Source organism: Marinobacter sp. EVN1, from assembly GCF_000475375.1.
GTDB classification, from domain to species: domain Bacteria; phylum Pseudomonadota; class Gammaproteobacteria; order Pseudomonadales; family Oleiphilaceae; genus Marinobacter; species Marinobacter nauticus.
Genome location: NZ_AXCB01000045.1, coordinates 204428 through 222533 on the forward strand (window position 1 = coordinate 204428; position 18106 = coordinate 222533).

Genomic DNA, 18106 nt, shown 5'->3' on the forward strand with positions numbered 1-18106 from the left:
ACTGCCATTAGTTGCATATGATATGCATTATCATTTGGCAATGGATGGCAAACCATGGCGACACTGGCCGACCGAAATCCGAAAATCCTGATTGTCGAAGACGATCAGTCCCTCAGTGATCAGCTGTCCGGATTACTGGCGTCCCGGGGCTACCAGGTGGTGCAGAGCTACGAGGGCGATCAGGCACTGATCACCGCTATGGGGCAGCGGCTGGATCTGATTCTTCTGGATGTGCTGCTGCCGCGCATGAACGGCTTCGAATTCCTGGAGAAACTCCGTAAAACCCGCCAGACCCCGGTCATGATGCTGACCGCCTGTGGTGCCGAGCAAGAGCGCATTATGGGGTATCAGCAGGGGGCCGATGACTATGTGCCAAAACCTTTCAGTTTCACCGAATTGCTGTTGCGAATTGAGGCGTTGCTGCGACGCACCCTGGGCGAAACCGATCAGCGCGCAGACCCTGCCGCACTGGCTGCCGGTGAGTTGAAGCTTGATCGTCATGCCATGACCGTCAGCTTTCAGGGTAATCCGGTCTCGCTGACTCCCATCCAGTTTCGCCTGCTCTGGATTCTGGTGCTGCATCAGAGCGAAGCGTTGAGCAAACCCTATCTCTACCAGGTGGTGCTGGAGAAAGAGTTCAGTCGCTACGATCGAAGCCTGGACATGCACCTGAGCCGGGTGCGTCGCAAGTTGGTGGAAGCCGGCGTTGCCGGTGACCGATTGCAGACAGTGCATGGCAAGGGGTATTGCTTCCAGTGAATCGTCGTTTGTGGTGGAAGCTGTCAGGCACCCTGGCGCTGGGAACGCTGGTGTTGTTCTGGGTGATCTCCTTTCTGGGGGCCACTACTGAACAGCAGATGAGTTTTATTGCTCGCAAGCATCAGGAGACCCTGAAAGACTGGGGGCACACAGCAGAGCGTCTGTACCTGGCCGGCGACGAACAGGCCCTTGCCCGCTGGCTGGAGCAGCTGCAACGGGACGAAAACACCTGGGCGGCGGTGGTTCGGTCCGAGATACAGCCGCTGGCTGGCAGTGAACTGTCCTCACAGTTTCAGGAGGGTTTTCGGCTTGGACGCAACGTGGAATGGAAGATCCATCTGTATTTCACCGAAAACCCGATCATGGATCTTACCTTCGCCGATGGCCACACCCATTTCCTGATTACCCTGCCTCAGCGTATGCGGCCGGGCGCTTACCTGCCGGAGGCGCGGCTATTCCTGAAAGTTGCCCTGCCACTGACGGTGCTGCTGGCATTGTGTCTGGTGATTTACCGGCACCTGATGAATCCCGTTCGCCAGCTGGAACTGGCAACCCGTCAGTTCAGTGAGGGTAATCTGGGCGCCAGAGCCAGGGCTCTGCTAGGTAACAGAAATGACGAACTGACGGCGCTGGCAGAGACCTTTGACCAGATGGCTGAGCGGATCGGCGATCTGATCCAGTCCCAGCGCCGGTTGATCTCAGATCTCTCCCATGAGCTGCGAACGCCCCTGACCCGGATTGATATGGCCATCAGTTGCGTAGAGGAAGGGATCGATACCCAGCATTTCCTGCCCCGGATACGGCGGGAGTGCGATCTGATGCGCGCCCTGGTGGAGGACACCCTGACCCTGGCCTGGCTGGAGAACGAGCAGCCGGAGCTCAACCAGGAGGATCTGGATCTGACCGATCTGGTGGATACCATTGCGGAAGACGCCCGCTACGAGTACCCGGAGCATCATATCAGGACCGAGCTTCCGGAACAGGCGGAGATTCGGGGTACCAGTCATCGGGCGTTGGCACAGGCCATTGAAAATGTGGTCCGTAATGCCTGCAAGTATACGCCGGCCGGTGGCACGGTAATGATACGGCTGCAGGAGGAAGCCGGTGGGTACCGGCTGTCGGTGGAGGACGACGGGCCGGGGGTTCCGGCCGAGCAACTGGAGGCGATCTTCCGGCCGTTTTTCCGTGCCACACGGATCCGGGAAAGTGTGCCGTCTGGCCATGGCCTGGGGTTAGCGCTGGCAAGCCGGCATCTGGATGCCATAGGGGGGCGAATCCGGGCCTGTAATCTTGCGGGGAACGGTGGTCTGGCGATGCATTTGTGGTTGCCTGCAGTCCGGATGTAACAAATGTAAAACTGGTTCACTTCGCGACACAAGTTATCGAGAATGCACTCCAAATACGAATCATTTGCATAATGGAGTGCGGTCGTGATGGCAAATTCCTCACCGATGAAACAACCCCGGCGCTTTCGTCGCAACACCCTCTGGCTGGCGCTGGTGGCAGCACCCCTGGCTCATGCACAGCCGGTTTCCCTGGATCCTATTCAGGTAACCGCAGACCGTGAGGCGGACGCCGATACTGTGGTCGATGCAGAGACCATAGAGCGTTTCCAGGCGGACGATCTGGAAGACGTCTTTGCGGGCCAGCCAGACGTGAGCGTTGGTGGGTCCAACAGCATCGCCCAGAAAGTTTATGTCCGAGGCTTTGAAGACCCGCTTTTGAACGTATCCGTGGATGGTGCCACCCAGGCTGGGGCACTGTTCCATCACTCCGGTCGACTGTCGGTGGAGCCGGAGTTGCTCAAGCAGGTTGAAGTCAATGCCGGGGCTGGCCGGGCCACCGAAGGAGCAGGCGCCCTGGGCGGATCAATCCGCTTTGTTACCAAGGATCCGGACGATTTGTTGCGGCCAGGCGAAAGCGCCGGGGCCCTGGTTAAATTCGGCTCTTTCTCCAACACCGATGGCTACAAGGCCAGTGGCACGGCCTTTGGTCGGCTGAGTGATAACTGGAGCACTCTGGTGTCTGTCAGCCAGAGTGACCACGAGCCGTTCAAGGATGGCAGTGGCGACCGTATTGCCGGCAGTGATGCCCGTCAGCAGCTGGGGTTTGCGAAACTGGTGGGCCAGTTGCCGGCCGATCAGACTATCAAGCTCAGTCATGAAGTACGTACCGATGAGGGGGAACGGCCCCAGCGTCCACAATGGGTTGTCAGTAGTTTCAATCGCCTTTACGAACTGGATGGCCGACGGGACACCACTACCCTCAACTACGGATACGCTCCTGCAGGCAATGCCCTGGTGGATCTTGAGGCAACCGTTTACCACACCGAGTCTGACATCGAACAGAACGTTGAGGATCGCTGGGGCCGTTACTTCGGGTTTAGCCGGAACATCGGCGGCGACCTTCGTAATACCAGTCGTTTTGGCGAGCACAGCCTGACCTACGGTGTTGATTATCGTGAGGACAAGGTGAACGCGGGGTATCAGGAGGACAAGCGGGCCGAGCAACAGACCGGTGAAGTGCTGGGCGTTTACCTGCAGGGCGATCTATGGCTCACCAGCCGTCTGCTGTTCAGTGCCGGCGCCCGTTATGACGACTACCGGCTCAAGGACAACGATGATCAGCGCTTCAGTGAAGACGAGGTCAGCCCGAATGCCAACCTGGCCTGGGAGGTGGTGGACGGTCTCACCCTGAAAGCTGGTTATGCCGAAGCCTTCCGGGGGCCAACCACTCAGGACGCCTTCAAGCTGGAAGGTTCTGAAAACGATCCGGATCTGAAAGGCGAAAAAGCCCGGAATACCGAGGTCGGTTTCGATTACCGCTACGAGACTTTCCGGCTGTCGGCCGAGGTGTACCGTTCTGAAATCAAGGACGCCATTGCTGATCCGTTGCTGCCGTTCCGGGAATCCATCTACAAGAACATCGGTGATCTCGAGTCTGACGGCTATCTGATCTCGGCCGGTTACCAATGGCAGGCACTTTCCGCCGGACTGAGCTTCCACAGTAACGATGCCGAAGTGGATGGCCAGCCGTTGACGGTGTACGAGCACAATCTGCTGGGTAACACCATGGGAGATACCTGGATTGCGGACCTGGCGTACCGCTGGGATCGAAACCTGGAGTTTGGCTGGCAGGGCCGGTTTGTTGAGGGTATCGATAATCTGGACACCTCTGTTGGCACCATCGACAAGCCCGGATACGGCGTGCACGACCTGTTTCTGCACTGGTTACCCACCGGCAATGAGGATCTGCGGCTGAGTCTGACCATCAAGAACGTCGGCGACAAGCAGTACCTGGCTCATGCCAGCAATGCCGATTACCAGCATATTGAGGACTTTGAGGGAATCGTTGGCATGCCGGAGCCGGGGCGGGACATCCGTGTTGGCCTGGCCATGCGGTTCTGAGGCCCGTGATGTTGCGTTACCAAATCACAGCCGCCCTGATGGGCGGCGTTTTCTGTTTACTGGCTGAGCTCTCCCTGGCGGCGGACACGGTTACCGATCTGGCGGGGCGGACAGTAAAGCTGCCGGACCGTGTCGAGCGAGTGATCCTGGGAGAGAGCCGCTACATTCCGGCCCTTGCCATACTGGAGGGAGAGCACCTGCCTGACCGTCTTGCCGGGCTGTTACCGGATTTCGAAATGACGGATCCGGGCGGCTATGCGCAGTATCTGAAAGCTTTCCCGTCACTGGCGGATATTCCCCGGGTGGGGCACACCTCGGCTGACAGTTTCAGTCTGGAAAGTGTGCTTGCCATGGGGGCAGACCTGGCCATCTTCAGTCTCGAGGGCCACGGTCCCGGTGCCCATAACCGGGCACTGATTGATAGCCTGCAGCGAGCGGGCGTGGCAGTGGTGTTTATCGATTTTCGGCAGGATCCTCTGGTCAATACACCCAGGAGCATGGCTGTTCTGGGCGAAGTTCTCGGGCGTCAGGATGAGGCCGAGGTCTTCAACCGGTTCTACCAGCAACAGCTTGCCCGGGTCACCGGCGTGGTGGCCGAGATTCCGCGAAGCGACTGGCCCAGCGTGTTCCTGCACAGTCGTCTGGGTCGGCATGACAACTGCTGTGAGACCATGGTGGAGGGGATGATGGGGCACTTCATCGAGGCTGCTGGCGGTAAGAATGTGGCGCAAGGCCGGGTTCCCGGGGTCAGTGGTGTGCTCAATCTGGAATATCTGATCAGTGAGCCGCCCCGGCGTTACGTAGCCACCGCCATTGGCTCCCGACGGTATCAGGCGTCCGAAACCGACCATGCTTACGTGATGCTCGGGGCCGGTATTGATGAGCAGACGGCCAGGGCGTCCCTTGTCCGGGCCACTGATCGTCCTGGGCTGCGAGCGGTAAAACCCATTCGAGAGGGGCGGACCATGGCTATCTGGCACCACTTCTACAACACGCCTATGAACGTGGTGGCGGTCCAGGCTCTGGCCCGGTGGTTCCATCCGGCAGCGTTTGGTGAGCTGGATCCAGGTGCGACCCTGGCGGAATTCTACCGGCGATTCCAGCCAGTGCCGCTTGACGGAGTCTATTGGGTGACAGCCGGGGAGGCGCAGAAATGACGCCCGTGCAGTACAGGCAAGATGCAGGGTTGAAATCGTCTGACACCAGGGCGTCCTCGCTGGCCGATGACTATCGGCGTTTTGTCTGGCGCCGGGTGTTGTGCCTGGGAGGGTTGACCCTCGCGGCGTTGGCGGCACTGCTGGTGGACATTGCCAGCGGGCCGTCGATGCTGGGGTTGCTGGATGTGTTCAGAGGGCTACTCAACCCTGAGGGTATCGATGCCGGCACCCGCGTGATCATTGAGGATATCCGACTGCCCTACGCGTTGATGGCGGTGGTGGTCGGCGCTTGCCTTGGCCTTGCCGGGGCGGAGATGCAGACGGTACTGAATAATCCGCTGGCCAGCCCGTTTACCCTGGGCGTCGGTGCGGCTGCCACCCTGGGGGCGTCCCTGGTGATTGCCTTCAATATCTCGGTATTGGGATTGGCGGCCCATGTATTGCTGCCTCTGTCTGCGTTTGTATTTGCCGCAGCCGCCTCGCTGCTGATTCTGGTATTGTCACGCACTCTGGGGGCCTCGGTGCATGCGGTGGTGCTGTTTGGTATTGCCCTGTTATTCGGCATCAACGCAGTGGTGGGCCTGATCCAGTTCATGGCCGATGCCGAGTCGGTTCAGCAGATTGTGTTCTGGACCATGGGTAGCCTGGCTCGGGCCAGTCTGGACAAAGTGGCCATTGTCGCCCTGGTGCTTGCGCTGTGCCTGCCGTTTTCCCTTCGCAATGCCTGGGCTATGACCCTGCTGCGCAGTGGTGAGGAGCAGGCCCGCAGTCTGGGCATCCGGGTGGAGCGCATGCGCCTGGTGGTGTTGATGCGGGTCAGTCTGTTGACGGCGGCGGCCATGTGTTTCGTTGGCGAAATCGGGTTTATCGGCCTGGTGGCGCCCCACATCGCCCGTTTGATGCTGGGTGAAGATCATCGCTTTCTGTTGCCGGGCAGCGCCCTGGCCGGGGCCGTTCTGCTGTCGTTGTCATCCATTGCCAGCAAGTTACTGGTGCCGGGCGTGGTATTGCCGGTGGGGATTGTGACCGCCCTGGTAGGTATCCCGCTGTTCATCACCCTGATCATTGGCCGCAGCAGGAGGGCCGCGTTGTGACCCTGAAGCTGCAATCCGTGACCGCCGGCTACCGGAACCGATCCGTCTTCACCGGACTTACCCTGCCCGAGATACCCGCGGGCTCACTGGTGGCCGTGGTTGGCCCTAATGCTGTGGGTAAGTCCACGCTGCTGAAATCCATCGCCGGTCTGCTGCCGATTGCCGGCACCATGACCTTTGCCGGGGAGAATCTGGCGGCGATTACTGCCCACCAGCGCATTCGTCGTGTCGGCTACCTGCCCCAACCTCTGCCCCAGGCCATTCCCCTGGTGGCATACGAAACTGTGTTCAGCGCCTGCCGCTCTGCCCGCGGCGACTGGTCCCGGGAAGAGACCGAGCTGGCGATCGAAGAGATTTTCGACACCCTGGGTATCCGGCAACTGGCGCTTCGGCGACTGTCGGAAATGTCTGGTGGTCAGCGCCAGATGGTAGGGCTGGCCCAGGTTCTGGTACGCCAGACGCCATTGATGCTGCTGGATGAGCCTACCAGCGCCCTGGACTTGCATTGGCAGCTGAATGTGCTCAACGCGGTACGTGATGCCACCAGCCGGACCGGCGCCATTGCTCTGGTGGCCAGCCACGATCTCAATCTGGCCCTGCGCTATTGCGACCAGATTCTGGTACTGTCCCCGGGGGGGCAGGCCGTGCTGGGCACACCGGCACAGGTGCTGACGCCGAAACTGTTGGCCAGAACCTATGGTATCGAGGCCCGCATCGAGCGATGCTCCCGGGGACACCCCATTGTGCTGGCGGATCGTCCGCTGTCCGCCAGTGTAAATTGACCCATTGATGTCGAGGAAACTGCCATGCCAACCATGAACGCCCAAGTGGCCACCACCGATCCCGGTCGCCTGATCAATCGCCTCTGCAAACACTTTCGCCACAAGATTGAGGCTGAGTGGACCGGGACCGATGGCAGGCTGACTTTCTCCATTGGTGAATGCCGGCTCGAAGCAGCAGACGGTAAGTTGCTTATGCGGTGCCAGTCACCCACCGAGACGGAGCTGGAGGAGTTGGGCCAGGTGGTGGCTTCCCACCTCATTCGCTTTGCCGGCGATGAGGTGGATGAGGTTCACTGGCAGACGGCCAGCGCCTGAGATTGCGCGTGGTTCTGGCGAACGTTTTGCCGCAACTGGTGAAGATCGCTGCATAGCACCCGGTAGCTGTCCGGGCCGAACCACTCCAGGGAAATGTCCAGTGGGGCCGGATGGGTTTGCGACTGATGCCAGCCGGCCAGGGTGTCCAGTAGCGGACGGTAGTCACAGGCACCGTCCAGCACGGGCACCATTCCCTGCCGGGAACCGGCCGGTGAGTAGACATTAGCCGGAGCAAATACGCCGAGCTGATCCCGATGACGGATATTCTTGAAGTGAAAATGTCTGACCCAGGGCGCCATTTGTTGCAGCGCCAGCTTTGGGTCTGCTCCGGCTTCCCAGACATGCAAGACGTCGAAGTTGATACCCAGGGCCGGGTGATCCACGTCGGTCAGCAACGTCAGCGTAGAGTCGACCGTATCGGCCAGTGTACCGGGGTGTGTTTCCACCACCAGGGTCAGGCCTTCATCTGCGACGCAACGGGTCAGCGTCTGCAGACGTCGGGTCCGGGCCTGGCGCTGCCTCTGGTCGAGCTCGGCGCTGCCCTGATGGCCGGCAAACGTTCGCAGTTTGGGTGCCTGCCAGTGTCGGGCCAGCCGGCAGAGTTCGCGGGTGTAGTGGATGGCCTCCTGTTCACTACCGTCCAGCGGCAGATAGTCGCTGACCATGGGAATAGCCAGTCCCTGGCTTTTCAGCCAGCGGCCATCCAGTCCGGGCTGCTGTAACAGGTGCCGGGCATGCACACCCCAGAGTTCAATACCGTCAAAGCCGGTGGCGCCAGCCCAGGTGGCGAGTTCCGGTAACGACACCAACTGGTGGCGGAACGAGATGGTGCACAGGTGGAAGCGAATCATGGCAATACCTCCAGGGCGGACGTCCGGGTGTTGACCGTGAGGTCGGGGTGTTGCTGCTGCCATTCTGCAAACAGGCCCTGCAGGCTGTCCTTGATGGCGAACTCTCGCTGATCCTGCTCGTCCAGCAACTGCTCGACCCCGGACAGCAGGGCAGCGTTACCGGACATCACCAGTTTCAGCGCCCGGTACTGGATCTGGGTGTAAGTTTTCACCAGCCGGTCAATGTCCTCGCACAGCGCTTCGAACCACGGATCGCCCTCGGCGGTGCGGCCCTGATCCTCCAGCAGCCAGGCAAAGGCGTGCTCGTAGGCGTACTTGCGAATCGCCATTACTGGAATCTCCCTGAATGCCCGGGGCAGGTTTGCCAGTGGTTGCCTGGCGTCGGGACCGATATGGGCGTGCAGAATCTGCCGCAAGGCATCGGTAAACGGATTGGTCTCCGCTTTCATGCACTGGGCGAAATAAGCGGCTACCGTCTCCGCGGGCGTATGCCGGATGTCCAGGCCATCGAAACAGAAGCCACCGGCAGCGGCCGGGGAGCGGACCGATTCCAGAATCCGGTCTTTGGGCAGCACACCCTCCCAGCGAAAATCCGGGTCCGACATGAACCACTGCTCCGGATCTTCCGTCGCTTCCAACATCACGTAGTGGGGAAACGGGTTCTGGTGGAATTTGTTTTCCCGTTCTGGCAGTCGGTAAAGGTCCAGCATGACCATGACCTGACGATCGGAAGGGCGCGTTTCCAGCAGTTCAATCAGCCGGTCGATGTTGGCCTCTTTCGATTGCTGGTGGTTATACCAGGATTCAATGGTGACGCCGTACAGTAGCCGGTACCACTCCCGGAACTGGTCGTGCCGGGTATGGGGCGAGTGGTAGGACAGAACCTGCTCCTCATTGACCGAGAAGTCCGCATCCCATACGCCAAAGTAGAAGGGGCGGTGGTCCACACCGGGGGTGCGTTTGATGATCTCGCAGACACAGCTGACAAAACAGTGCACTTTGATCACAGGGAAACCTCCGGGTTGCCTGTGGCGACCAATAGCGCTTCCAGGTCCTCAACGGTCTCGAGCTGATGGGTCAGCAGCGCTTCTTCAGGTATATGCAGGCCGTATTCCAGTTCCAGGTGTACGATCAGCTGCAACAGCATAATCGAGTCAATAGCCAGATCGGCGTTGAGGCGGGCAGTCGCTGAGAACGCCGAAAGCCGGGCGTTGGGCAGATGGCTTCGAATCACCGCTTCAATGGCATAGCGGGTGGGAGTGGCTGAACTCATGCCGGCACCTCCCGCTGATCTTTGTGGTTGAGGGATTCAGTTAACAGCCGGCGACTGACCTTGCCGTTCGGGAGCCGGCTGATGCTTTCCACCTGTTCGATCAGTGACGGCACCTGGTGCGGTGACAGTTGGCCCCGGCTCCATTGCCGCAGCTGGTCGGTGTCTATTTCTGAGTCTGCTACAAAGCGCAGGCAAACCCGCTCACCGGCAAAGGTATCCGGTTGCTTGAAGGCCACCGCCTCTCGAATCCCGGGATAGCCAAGAAACACGTCTTCCACGGCCCCCGGATAGACGTTGATGCCGGCAACGTTGATGGTGTCATCGGAGCGGGCCAGGAAATGCAGCTGACCCTGCTGGTCGAAATAGCCCAGATCCCTGCTGTGAATGCGCTGTCCGGTGGCTTTAACCGTGATCAGGATTTCATCCGGTTGCCCTGGGGAGCCCCCGGCCTGCACTGACACATGCGATAACGGCAGGCCGAGTTGGCCAGGCTCAGTCACGTCCGGGCTCAGCGCCACGCAGCCGGCTTCCGAACAGCCATATTGCTGGCAAACGCGCAGGCAGCGGTTTCGAAGCTGGTCCAGCACGGGGGCGGGCAGGGGCGCCCCGGACAGCATGACGCTGTGCAGTCTTTGGTTTTCAGGCAGCATCCGTATCAGCAAGCTGACCAGGGTCGGAGAGGCATAGAGCAGATGCTCGGGTACTGCGCGCAGCCTTGCAAGAATAGAACGTGGATTGAGGTTGGTGACCACCTGGGGGGCGATGCCCCGTTGCAGGGCTGCCAGCACACCACAGATCAGACCGTAGGAGTGCGTCACCGGGCATGCGACCACCGGTATCAAGGTCATGGCCTCAGTGAACTGGGCAACATAGGCGGCCAGTTCCCGTTCTATGTCGTTCCAGGGCCGTGTGATGGTTTTGGGGTTGCCCGTGGTGCCGGAGCTGAGCTGAATCAGCTCTCCGCCTTCGGCGCAGGTCGTCTTCGCTTTCCCGCGAATGACTTCGGGCGTGACTTCCTGGAGTTGCTCGCCAAACAGCAGGTAGGTGCAGCCCGTGCTCTCGGCCAGGGTTCGGGCCGCAGCATAGGGGGTGCCGGAATGAATGGGCAGCACACTGGCGCCAAGGGATTTCAGCCAGAGGCACAGGGCCAGCCAGTGGGCGGTGTCCTGCAGGCAGACCGCAAATCGGCAACCGGCCGGCTCCTGAAATTCAGGGCGCTCCTCCAGGCACTGGACTATCTGGTCGCAGTCCGGTTGCGTGTAAGGCATGTTGTCGACATAGAACAAAGGTGCAGTCACGGTAACCTCTTGTGATGGTGATCAATGAAGGGCATCAGGGTGTCGTTGGGGCCCGGGGCCAGGGGGGTTGGCACCCGGTGGCGAGGCTGCTCGCTGTCTGGCTGAAGTTTGCTGCGCAGCAGCGACTCGGTGAGCGGGTGTGGTTGATCCCATCCCAGCCGACCCAGCCGGGACCTCAGATCTGAATGTTGTCTTGCGTAATTGGTCAGGATTGTCCGGACCCGATCCCAGAACAGCGCCTCGTTAAATCCGTAGGCCTCTTCCAGGACCAGCGCGAGCTCACTGAGATTGAAGATAAACAGGGTATCCATCACCAGCTCGCGCAGGGCTTCCGGGTTGCTCATGCGGTAATACTGGTTGTCCGGTGCCTGATCGTAGAATGCCTGCCGGGGGCCGAAGTTCGGTTCGGGGATAGTCTGGGGCAGATAGTCCCGGGCGTACTCGACGCTGTCGTGGAAATCCCGAAGCATCAGTGCTCTGGGCCAGCCGCTGCGCGCCACCAGAAGGCTGTTCTGGGCATGAGCCTCAAGACCGACGCCGTGGGCAGCGAGCATATGCCAGACTGGCAGAATGACAGCCTTGAGCGTGGCCTCCAGCCAGGGGACCAGACCATAATGCTCCACCCAGGGGTGAATAAAGGGCATGCCGTCAGGTTGCCACTGGAACAGGGCGTTTAAGGGGATGGCCTGCTCACCCTCATGAAGCCGGGAGCCGATGCTGGCGCGCCAGATGGCGGCCAGCTCCCCCGCAAGCTCCGAATTATTTGCTCCCTGCTCTTCGCGCGCGGCAACGCCCAGGCTGGCATATTCGGGCAGCAGACGTAGTGGGTAGCTGGTATCAAACAGTGGATCGCCGGCGACAATGGACTCGAGCCAACGGCTGATGGCAGGAGCCGATGGCACGGAATGGGGCTCCAGATGCCGGCGTGACGAGGTATTGTGAATGCCCAAAGGCAGTTTGACGCAGGCTTTCGCTGGCCGGCTGGCATTGAATAGAGACCTGAGCGACTGCCCTGGATGGTAACGGTCTCCCAGAGGCCCCAGGCATTTGATGCCCAGTGCCTCAAGCCGGCCGGACTCGGGACCCTGGCTGAGTTTCTGCCAGTGCCATGGGTGGGTTGGCAGCGCGCCATATTGTTGCCAGTCAACGCCCGCCCGGTGGAATGCTGCCCGTAGCAGATAAGCCTGTTCCTGGCCCAGTTCTGATTGCCAGAAAGCCATGTCTGAAGACGGTAACTGGGAATCCAGATTGTGTCGGGGAACTGCCACCCAATGGAGTCTGAATCCGGTGCTGGTTTCCGGGCTATAGTGCACCAGATCATCGCCCTGGAATCCGAGTCGGCTCTTGAAACAGGGATGGTAGGGGTGGCCTTCGTGCAGGGCGCTGTCCAGAGCTTCGCCATGCAGGTTCCGGCGGTCTCCGGAATGCCGGGCCTTGCGCAGGGCGTCCAGCCGTTCACTGTTGCTGATCGTGGCCAGCAGCTCCGTTAACAGAGATTGCTGTTGTGAGTTCGTTGCCGGAAGCTGTGCAACCAGCGTGGTCAGCGAGAGCGACACCGGTTTCTGGTGCCGCTCCAGGGTCAGGGAACTGGTGTCCAGTCTCAGTCGGCCAAAGCCCCGAATGCGGGCTCGGCAACGTCCGTGCAGATTGCCAGCCTGGAAGCTCAGCCATTGCCATCCGGTGCGGTTGCAATCGCCCGGATGGTACGCAATCACCCCTTCAAACATCAGGGCTTCAAGCAGCTGCCGCAGCACCCGTTGGGCCGGTAACTCGCTCAGGGCGGTCACCGGTTGCAGTCCTGCCATGGGGGCTTTGGATAAGGCTCTCGGTTCAGGCAACACCATGGCTTACCTCGACTGCCGGGACGGCGGTGCTGCCTTTCGGTGTTGCCCGGGTATCGCGGCGGAGTGGGTTGGCAATACTGGTGTAGACTGCCATCTCCAGCTCTGCATTCAGCTCGTCAACATCGTTGACCCGGGTCAGCAGATTGCCTTTGTAGGGTAGACGGCTGTCTTCCAGTAACGACTTGACGAGCGCCTGTGCCGGGCCATGAAGCCGGCTGTGCTCGGCATGTAGAAAATGTCGGAATTGCTGGATCAACAGGGTTTCCGGTATCAGGTCGTCAATGCCAAAGCGGGCAATTACCGAAAACAGCTGGTTTACGATCAGGTAGTAGCAGAACCTGTCGCGGATCATGGCGTCCCGGTAGAACAACTCCGGGGTTTCTTTCAGGTCGGTACATTGCTCTGTGAGTGGCCCGCGCAAGCTCTCCGAGAGGTAGTAACCCTGATTGTCCCGGTAGTAGTAACAGCGTGGATAGCCCCCGCTGACATCCAGCAGACTGTTCTGCTGATGGGCTTCCAGGGCAATGCCATGCTCATCATAAAGCCGCAGTGCCGGGCCAATCGCGCATGATAGATACTGCTGGAACCAGTCCCGGCTGACGGCTGCCAGGCTGCGGTTCTCGTTCAATGCCAGGCCCTCGATCAGATCCAGTAACCGGGAATTCCGGCCCGGCAGGGGATCCTGGGTCAGGGCGGCAATGCTGATCACCCCCTGGTCCTGCCCCGGCGGGAAAGGGTTGTTCCGGAAAATCACTTCAAAGCCGCTTTCGGTCAGCCCGGGTAGCATAACGGTCAGATAGGCCGGGTCCTGAAGGATCCGGAAGCCGGGCTCGGCTTCACCAAAACCGGTTTGCCGGAGCAGCCGGGACATAACCACCCCCGCTTTCAGCTCGTGGGCCTTGTTGATCCGCAGCGAGTTGGTCACCTTGACTGGAATGGAGAACTTCAGCATCCATTCAGCTTGCTCGCAGTAAACAGTGCGTACCGATGACGTCGCAGAAAATTCCGGACCAAGCGAGCCCAGTGGGTGAATCAATCCCTGGGCGATGGCGTCCAGCACCCCGGGCTGCGTCATCAACCACTGAGCCTGCAGAGGATGGGCCGGAATCAGGACATGATTGTCCGGCAGGTTCAGGGAGGCTTGACTGTCCTGCAACAGAGATTCGGCCATGGTACTGGCTGGTAAAGGACCATCAGAATCCTCCAGGACGCAATCCCGATGAACCAGAAAGTAGTGCAGCTGAAAGCGCCCGGTCAGCTCCGGCGCGTAGGCATGCTGCTGCCATTCCGACATCCCCTGGCGGCTCTTGGGAGTGGGATGGGCGGTGTGTCCGAACAACAGAGACTGTTCTGAATCGATAAACCGGTTGGCCAGAAGCCGGCAATCGTTGCGCCTGTGTTCGACGTAACGGGTCATGACCCCGTAGCTGTCGGTGAGCCGATGCAGGAACTCCAGTTCCCGGAGTTTTCGGAGCTCGGGCACCATGCCGCCGGATAACGCATAGAGTTCACGGGCCAAGAGACACATTGCCTGAAAAGGGTCGATGTCGGCCCAGCAATGACGACCGCTGAGCCACTGTCGTACCTTGCCGTAGCGGTGTCGGCCCAGAGCGGAGCGGTAGACAATATCGATGGCCAGGCGGGAGCGCTGGCTGTTCAGAGTCAGTTCGCATACCCAAGGCCCCGAGAACCGGCCTGTCGGATCCTGGGTGCGCTGGCTGGCGGTCTGCCAGTCGCCGGGATCAACTTCCTGAAGGTAACCATGCAGGAAAGCCTGAAAACTTGCCTGTTCGGCAATTGCCCGGGCAGACGGTCCCATGTCGACGCTCCAAATTCCTGAATTTGGAGTAAATCTAAATGAGAATCTATTGCAGGTGAAATGGTTTTACATTTTTTACAATTAGCCGGGAACGGTGATCACCCGCTGCGGCCGGAAGCGTAAAAACAGGGCTATTGCGAGGCCGAAGGTGAGCCATTCCGCCAGTGGCAGTGCCAGCAGTAGCGGCCATTCCGGCGCAAAGCGGGCAATGCCGACCAGCAGCAGTGCGGGCAGCACCAGGCTTCTGGAAAAGGCGACAAGGGCTGAAGGCAGGGCCTTATGCATGGCCGTCAGATACACCGACAGCAACACGTTGATGCCGTTGACCAGAAACAGCGGCCACAGGATGGTCAGAAAACGGTCTGCCAGGGCCGCGGTGGCCGGGTCTGCCGTGGTGTCCAGAAACAGGCGGACAACCTGATTTCCAAACAGCCACACCGTGACCACCAGCGTCAGTGCCAGGCTCAGAATGACGGTGGCCCCGCAGCCCATGAAGCGCCGGATACGTTCGGCATTGCCGGCCCCGAGGTTGTGGCTGATCAGCACGTGCATGGCGTCTGAAATGCCATAGAACACCATCAGGCTCAGGAAGATCAGATAGTTCACCACGGTAAAGGCGGCTACCCCCGCCACGCCCTGAGTGGTCATCAACAGCCAGTTGATCAACAGCATAACCAGCCCCACGGAGAGTTCGTTGATCCACTCCGAAACGCCATTGGCGAACGCCTGGGGAATCTCCTGCCAGTGTTTTTGCTGAAGCTGGAAATGAAGCTTGCGTTCCGGCTTGAGAAAGTAACAGGCCAGAACCGCGAACTGCAGCACCTGGGCCAGGCCGGTGGCGATGGCTGCGCCGCGCAAACCGTAATCCAGGTAGCCCACCAGCAGGGCGTCCAGCAGGATATTGGCGGCGGCTCCTGTTACCAGAGCCGTGGTTGCCAGCCCAGGGAAGCCGTCTACTCGCACGAAGTAATACAACACCATGGTGACCAGCTGGGCCACCAGCACCCAGATGATCACCAGAAAATATTCGGACATCAGCGGGTAGATGTCGGGCGAAGCACCCAGCAGACGATAGATCCCATCATGGAACAACAACCCCGCCAGTGCTCCGGCCAGAGCCAGGGCCAGAGTGGCCATCAGGCACTTGCTGAAGATGGCAGATGCGGCGTCGGTCCTGCCTTCGCCCAGATAGCGGCCAGCCCGAACGGTACCACCAATGGCCAGGGCGAGCGCCATGCCGAATAGCAGGGTAAACCAGGGAATCAGCAGGTTCAGAGCCGCCAGGGCATCTGCGCCGGCGAAGTTGCCAATGAAAATGCCGTCAACGATGTTGGCGGTGGTCAGTGCCAGCAACCCCGCCACTGAGGGCAGGGCATAGCGGAAGAAAACCGGCCAGAAGGGGCCGGTCAGTATCGGGTTGTCGGAATCCTTGCCGGTCTCTGCGTCCATACTTGCCTCACCCGTTTATCCTGTGAATCAGCCGAACAGCTCCTGCAGTTTCTCACCCGGATCTGGCGCGCGCATGAACGACTCACCCACCAGAAATCCGTAAATGCCCCGGCTGGTCATGGCCTCAACATCTGAACGGGTCATGATCCCGCTCTCGGTAATGGTCAGTCGGTTTTCGGCAATCCGGTGGTGCAGTTCAAAGGTGGTGTCCAGCGACACCTCAAAGTTGTGCAGATTGCGGTTGTTGATGCCTACCAGCGGCGTGCTCAGGGTAAGCGCATCGTCCAATTCCTCGCCATCATGCACCTCCACCAGCACATCCAGGCCAATCTCGTGGGCGATGCCCTCCAGTTCCTGCATCTGGTCTTTGGTCAGGCAGGCGGCAATCAGCAGAATGCAGTCGGCGCCAATGGCCCGGCTTTCATACACCTGATAGGGCGCCACCATGAAGTCCTTGCGGATCACCGGCAGGCTGCAGGCCGCGCGGGCGGCTTTCAGGTAGTCTTCGTGGCCCTGGAAGAAATCTTGGTCGGTGAGCACTGACAAGCAAGCCGCACCGCCTTGTTCGTAGCTTTCGGCGATGCGTTCCGGTTCAAAGGGATCTCGCAGGATGCCTTTGCTGGGTGACGCCTTCTTGATCTCGGCAATGACTGCTGGCCGCTGAGCTTCGATGCGGGTGCGCAGGGCATTGGCGAATCCACGCGCTGGAGCTTGATCGCCGGCCATGGCTTTCAGGTCTGCAATCGAAACCTTGGGCTTACGTTCATCAATTTCTTCCCATTTTCGGTCAACGATTTTCCGGAGAATCGTGGGAGTTTTGTCCAAATGTCGTTCAGTCATCTCGTGCCTACAAAATTGGGTGCTGGAGCCGATGATGGGGGCCTTTCCAAAACACGCCCACAAGTACGTCCCTGTAGGGCTTGGCTGTAGCCATCCATGGCTACAGACAGTTTTGGAAAGGCCCCCATCACCGGCTCGTCAAACTTGGCAATGGCCTTCAGGAACTCATGGCCGTTAAAAACACTGGGAGAAATCAGCCAGCTCTGACATCTTGCCGGCCGCGAGTCCCGAACCCATGGCATCGAGTGCCATATCGACGCCTTCTTTGGCGGTCCTGGCCAGGCCGGCGACATAAATGGCTGCGCCGGCGTTCAGGGCGATCATGTCGCGGGCTTTTTCGGTGGTTTCGTCGTGGCTGCGGCCGAAAGCGGCCTTGATCAGTGCCAGTGACTCATCAGCGCCATCCACCGACAGGCCCACCAGCGACTGGCTCTTGATGCCCAGGTCTTCCGGGGTCAGGTCGTATTCGGTGATTTCGCCATCTTTCAGTTCCGCCACATGGGTGACGGTGGCCAGGCTGATTTCATCCAGGCCGTCTTTCGAACAGACCACCATGATGTGTTCGGCGCCCAGACGCTGCAGCACTTCCGCCATGGGCCGGCACAGTTCCCTGGTGAATACGCCAATCAGCTGACGGGTCACGCCGGCCGGGTTGGTCATGGGGCCAAGAATATTGAAGATGGTCCGGCAACCCAGTTCCCGGCGTGGGCCAATGGCGTGTTTCATGGCGCCGTGATGGGCCGGGGCAAACATGAAGCCGACGCCGATCTGCTCGACACAGCGGGCGACTTCTTCCGGCTTCATGTTCAGGTTGATACCGGCTTTCTCAATCAGGTCGGCGCTTCCGCTTTTCGATGACACGCCCCGGTTGCCGTGCTTGGCGACATAACCGCCGGCAGCCGCCACCACAAACGAGGCGGCGGAGGATACGTTGAACAGGTTGGCGCCGTCGCCACCGGTGCCGACGATATCCACCAAAGGCTCGGCGTTAACCGTCACGCCGGTGGCCAGTTCGCGCATGACTTCGGTGGCGCCGGTGATTTCGTCGATGGTTTCGCTCTTCAGGCGCAGGCCCATCAGGAAGGCGCCGATCTGGGCGTCGGTGGCTTCGCCGTTCATCACAATACGCATCACATCCTTCATTTCGTCCCGGGACAGGTCCAGGTTGGAGGCAATGCGGTTCAGTGCTTGTTTCATGTCCATGGGGTCGTCGGCCTC

16 protein-coding genes are annotated in these 18106 nt (G+C 60.0%); 7 read left to right on the plus strand and 9 right to left on the minus strand.

The window, feature by feature from the left end; translation table 11 throughout:
* Positions 1–54: 54 nt before the first annotated feature.
* The 7 genes from Q674_RS35680 to Q674_RS35710 all read left to right on the plus strand — a co-directional run bounded on the left by Q674_RS35680 (position 55) and on the right by Q674_RS35710 (position 7514).
* Positions 55–759 carry a response regulator transcription factor gene (locus Q674_RS35680; protein ID WP_014422808.1) on the plus strand — a complete coding sequence of 235 codons (705 nt, stop codon included), beginning with the start codon at positions 55–57 and terminating at the stop codon, positions 757–759.
* A complete protein-coding gene (locus tag Q674_RS35685) occupies positions 756–2105 on the plus strand; it encodes a sensor histidine kinase (RefSeq protein WP_023009519.1) in 1350 nt (449 codons plus the stop codon). The genes Q674_RS35680 and Q674_RS35685 overlap by 4 nt, the downstream gene beginning before the upstream one ends.
* An 87-nt stretch (positions 2106–2192) precedes the next feature.
* Entirely contained in the window at positions 2193–4166 is a 1974-nt protein-coding gene (locus Q674_RS35690; RefSeq protein ID WP_023009520.1) for a TonB-dependent receptor domain-containing protein, read from the plus strand.
* Positions 4167–4174: 8 nt separating this feature from the next.
* Complete coding sequence (locus Q674_RS35695) at positions 4175–5323, plus strand: ABC transporter substrate-binding protein (protein ID WP_023009521.1); 1149 nt, start codon at positions 4175–4177, stop codon at positions 5321–5323.
* A complete protein-coding gene (locus Q674_RS35700) occupies positions 5320–6417 on the plus strand; it encodes a FecCD family ABC transporter permease (protein WP_023009522.1) in 1098 nt (365 codons plus the stop codon). Before Q674_RS35695 ends, Q674_RS35700 begins: the two co-directional genes overlap by 4 nt.
* Positions 6414–7199: an ABC transporter ATP-binding protein gene (locus tag Q674_RS35705; protein WP_023009523.1), complete on the plus strand. Its 786-nt coding sequence runs from the start codon at positions 6414–6416 to the stop codon at positions 7197–7199. The genes Q674_RS35700 and Q674_RS35705 overlap by 4 nt, the downstream gene beginning before the upstream one ends.
* Before the next feature lie 24 nt (positions 7200–7223).
* Entirely contained in the window at positions 7224–7514 is a 291-nt protein-coding gene (locus tag Q674_RS35710; RefSeq protein ID WP_023009524.1) for a DUF2218 domain-containing protein, read from the plus strand.
* Here Q674_RS35710 and Q674_RS35715 read toward each other — a convergent pair.
* The 9 genes from Q674_RS35715 to trpD all read right to left on the minus strand — a co-directional run bounded on the left by Q674_RS35715 (position 7490) and on the right by trpD (position 18091).
* The gene (locus Q674_RS35715) at positions 7490–8365 is read right to left on the minus strand and encodes a sugar phosphate isomerase/epimerase family protein (protein ID WP_023009525.1); all 876 of its coding nucleotides are present in this window, start codon (positions 8363–8365) and stop codon (positions 7490–7492) included. The genes Q674_RS35710 and Q674_RS35715 overlap by 25 nt on opposite strands.
* On the minus strand, positions 8362–9372 hold the full coding sequence (locus tag Q674_RS35720) for a DUF6005 family protein (protein WP_023009526.1): 1011 nt from the start codon (positions 9370–9372) through the stop codon (positions 8362–8364). Before Q674_RS35720 ends, Q674_RS35715 begins: the two co-directional genes overlap by 4 nt.
* Positions 9369–9638, minus strand: a complete 270-nt coding sequence (locus Q674_RS35725) for a phosphopantetheine-binding protein (protein ID WP_023009527.1) — start codon at positions 9636–9638, stop codon at positions 9369–9371. Before Q674_RS35725 ends, Q674_RS35720 begins: the two co-directional genes overlap by 4 nt.
* Positions 9635–10936: an AMP-binding protein gene (locus tag Q674_RS35730; protein ID WP_023009528.1), complete on the minus strand. Its 1302-nt coding sequence runs from the start codon at positions 10934–10936 to the stop codon at positions 9635–9637. Before Q674_RS35730 ends, Q674_RS35725 begins: the two co-directional genes overlap by 4 nt.
* On the minus strand, positions 10933–12741 hold the full coding sequence (locus Q674_RS35735) for an IucA/IucC family protein (protein WP_227501242.1): 1809 nt from the start codon (positions 12739–12741) through the stop codon (positions 10933–10935). Before Q674_RS35735 ends, Q674_RS35730 begins: the two co-directional genes overlap by 4 nt.
* Before the next feature lie 25 nt (positions 12742–12766).
* Positions 12767–14599, minus strand: a complete 1833-nt coding sequence (locus Q674_RS35740) for an IucA/IucC family protein (RefSeq protein WP_023009530.1) — start codon at positions 14597–14599, stop codon at positions 12767–12769.
* Positions 14600–14680: 81 nt separating this feature from the next.
* Positions 14681–16048 carry an MATE family efflux transporter gene (locus tag Q674_RS35745; RefSeq protein WP_011786932.1) on the minus strand — a complete coding sequence of 456 codons (1368 nt, stop codon included), beginning with the start codon at positions 16046–16048 and terminating at the stop codon, positions 14681–14683.
* Between the two features lie 27 nt (positions 16049–16075).
* Entirely contained in the window at positions 16076–16888 is an 813-nt protein-coding gene (trpC, locus tag Q674_RS35750; protein ID WP_011786931.1) for an indole-3-glycerol phosphate synthase TrpC, read from the minus strand.
* Positions 16889–17062: 174 nt separating this feature from the next.
* A complete protein-coding gene (gene trpD, locus Q674_RS35755; protein ID WP_011786930.1) occupies positions 17063–18091 on the minus strand; it encodes an anthranilate phosphoribosyltransferase in 1029 nt (342 codons plus the stop codon).
* Positions 18092–18106: the final 15 nt, after the last annotated feature.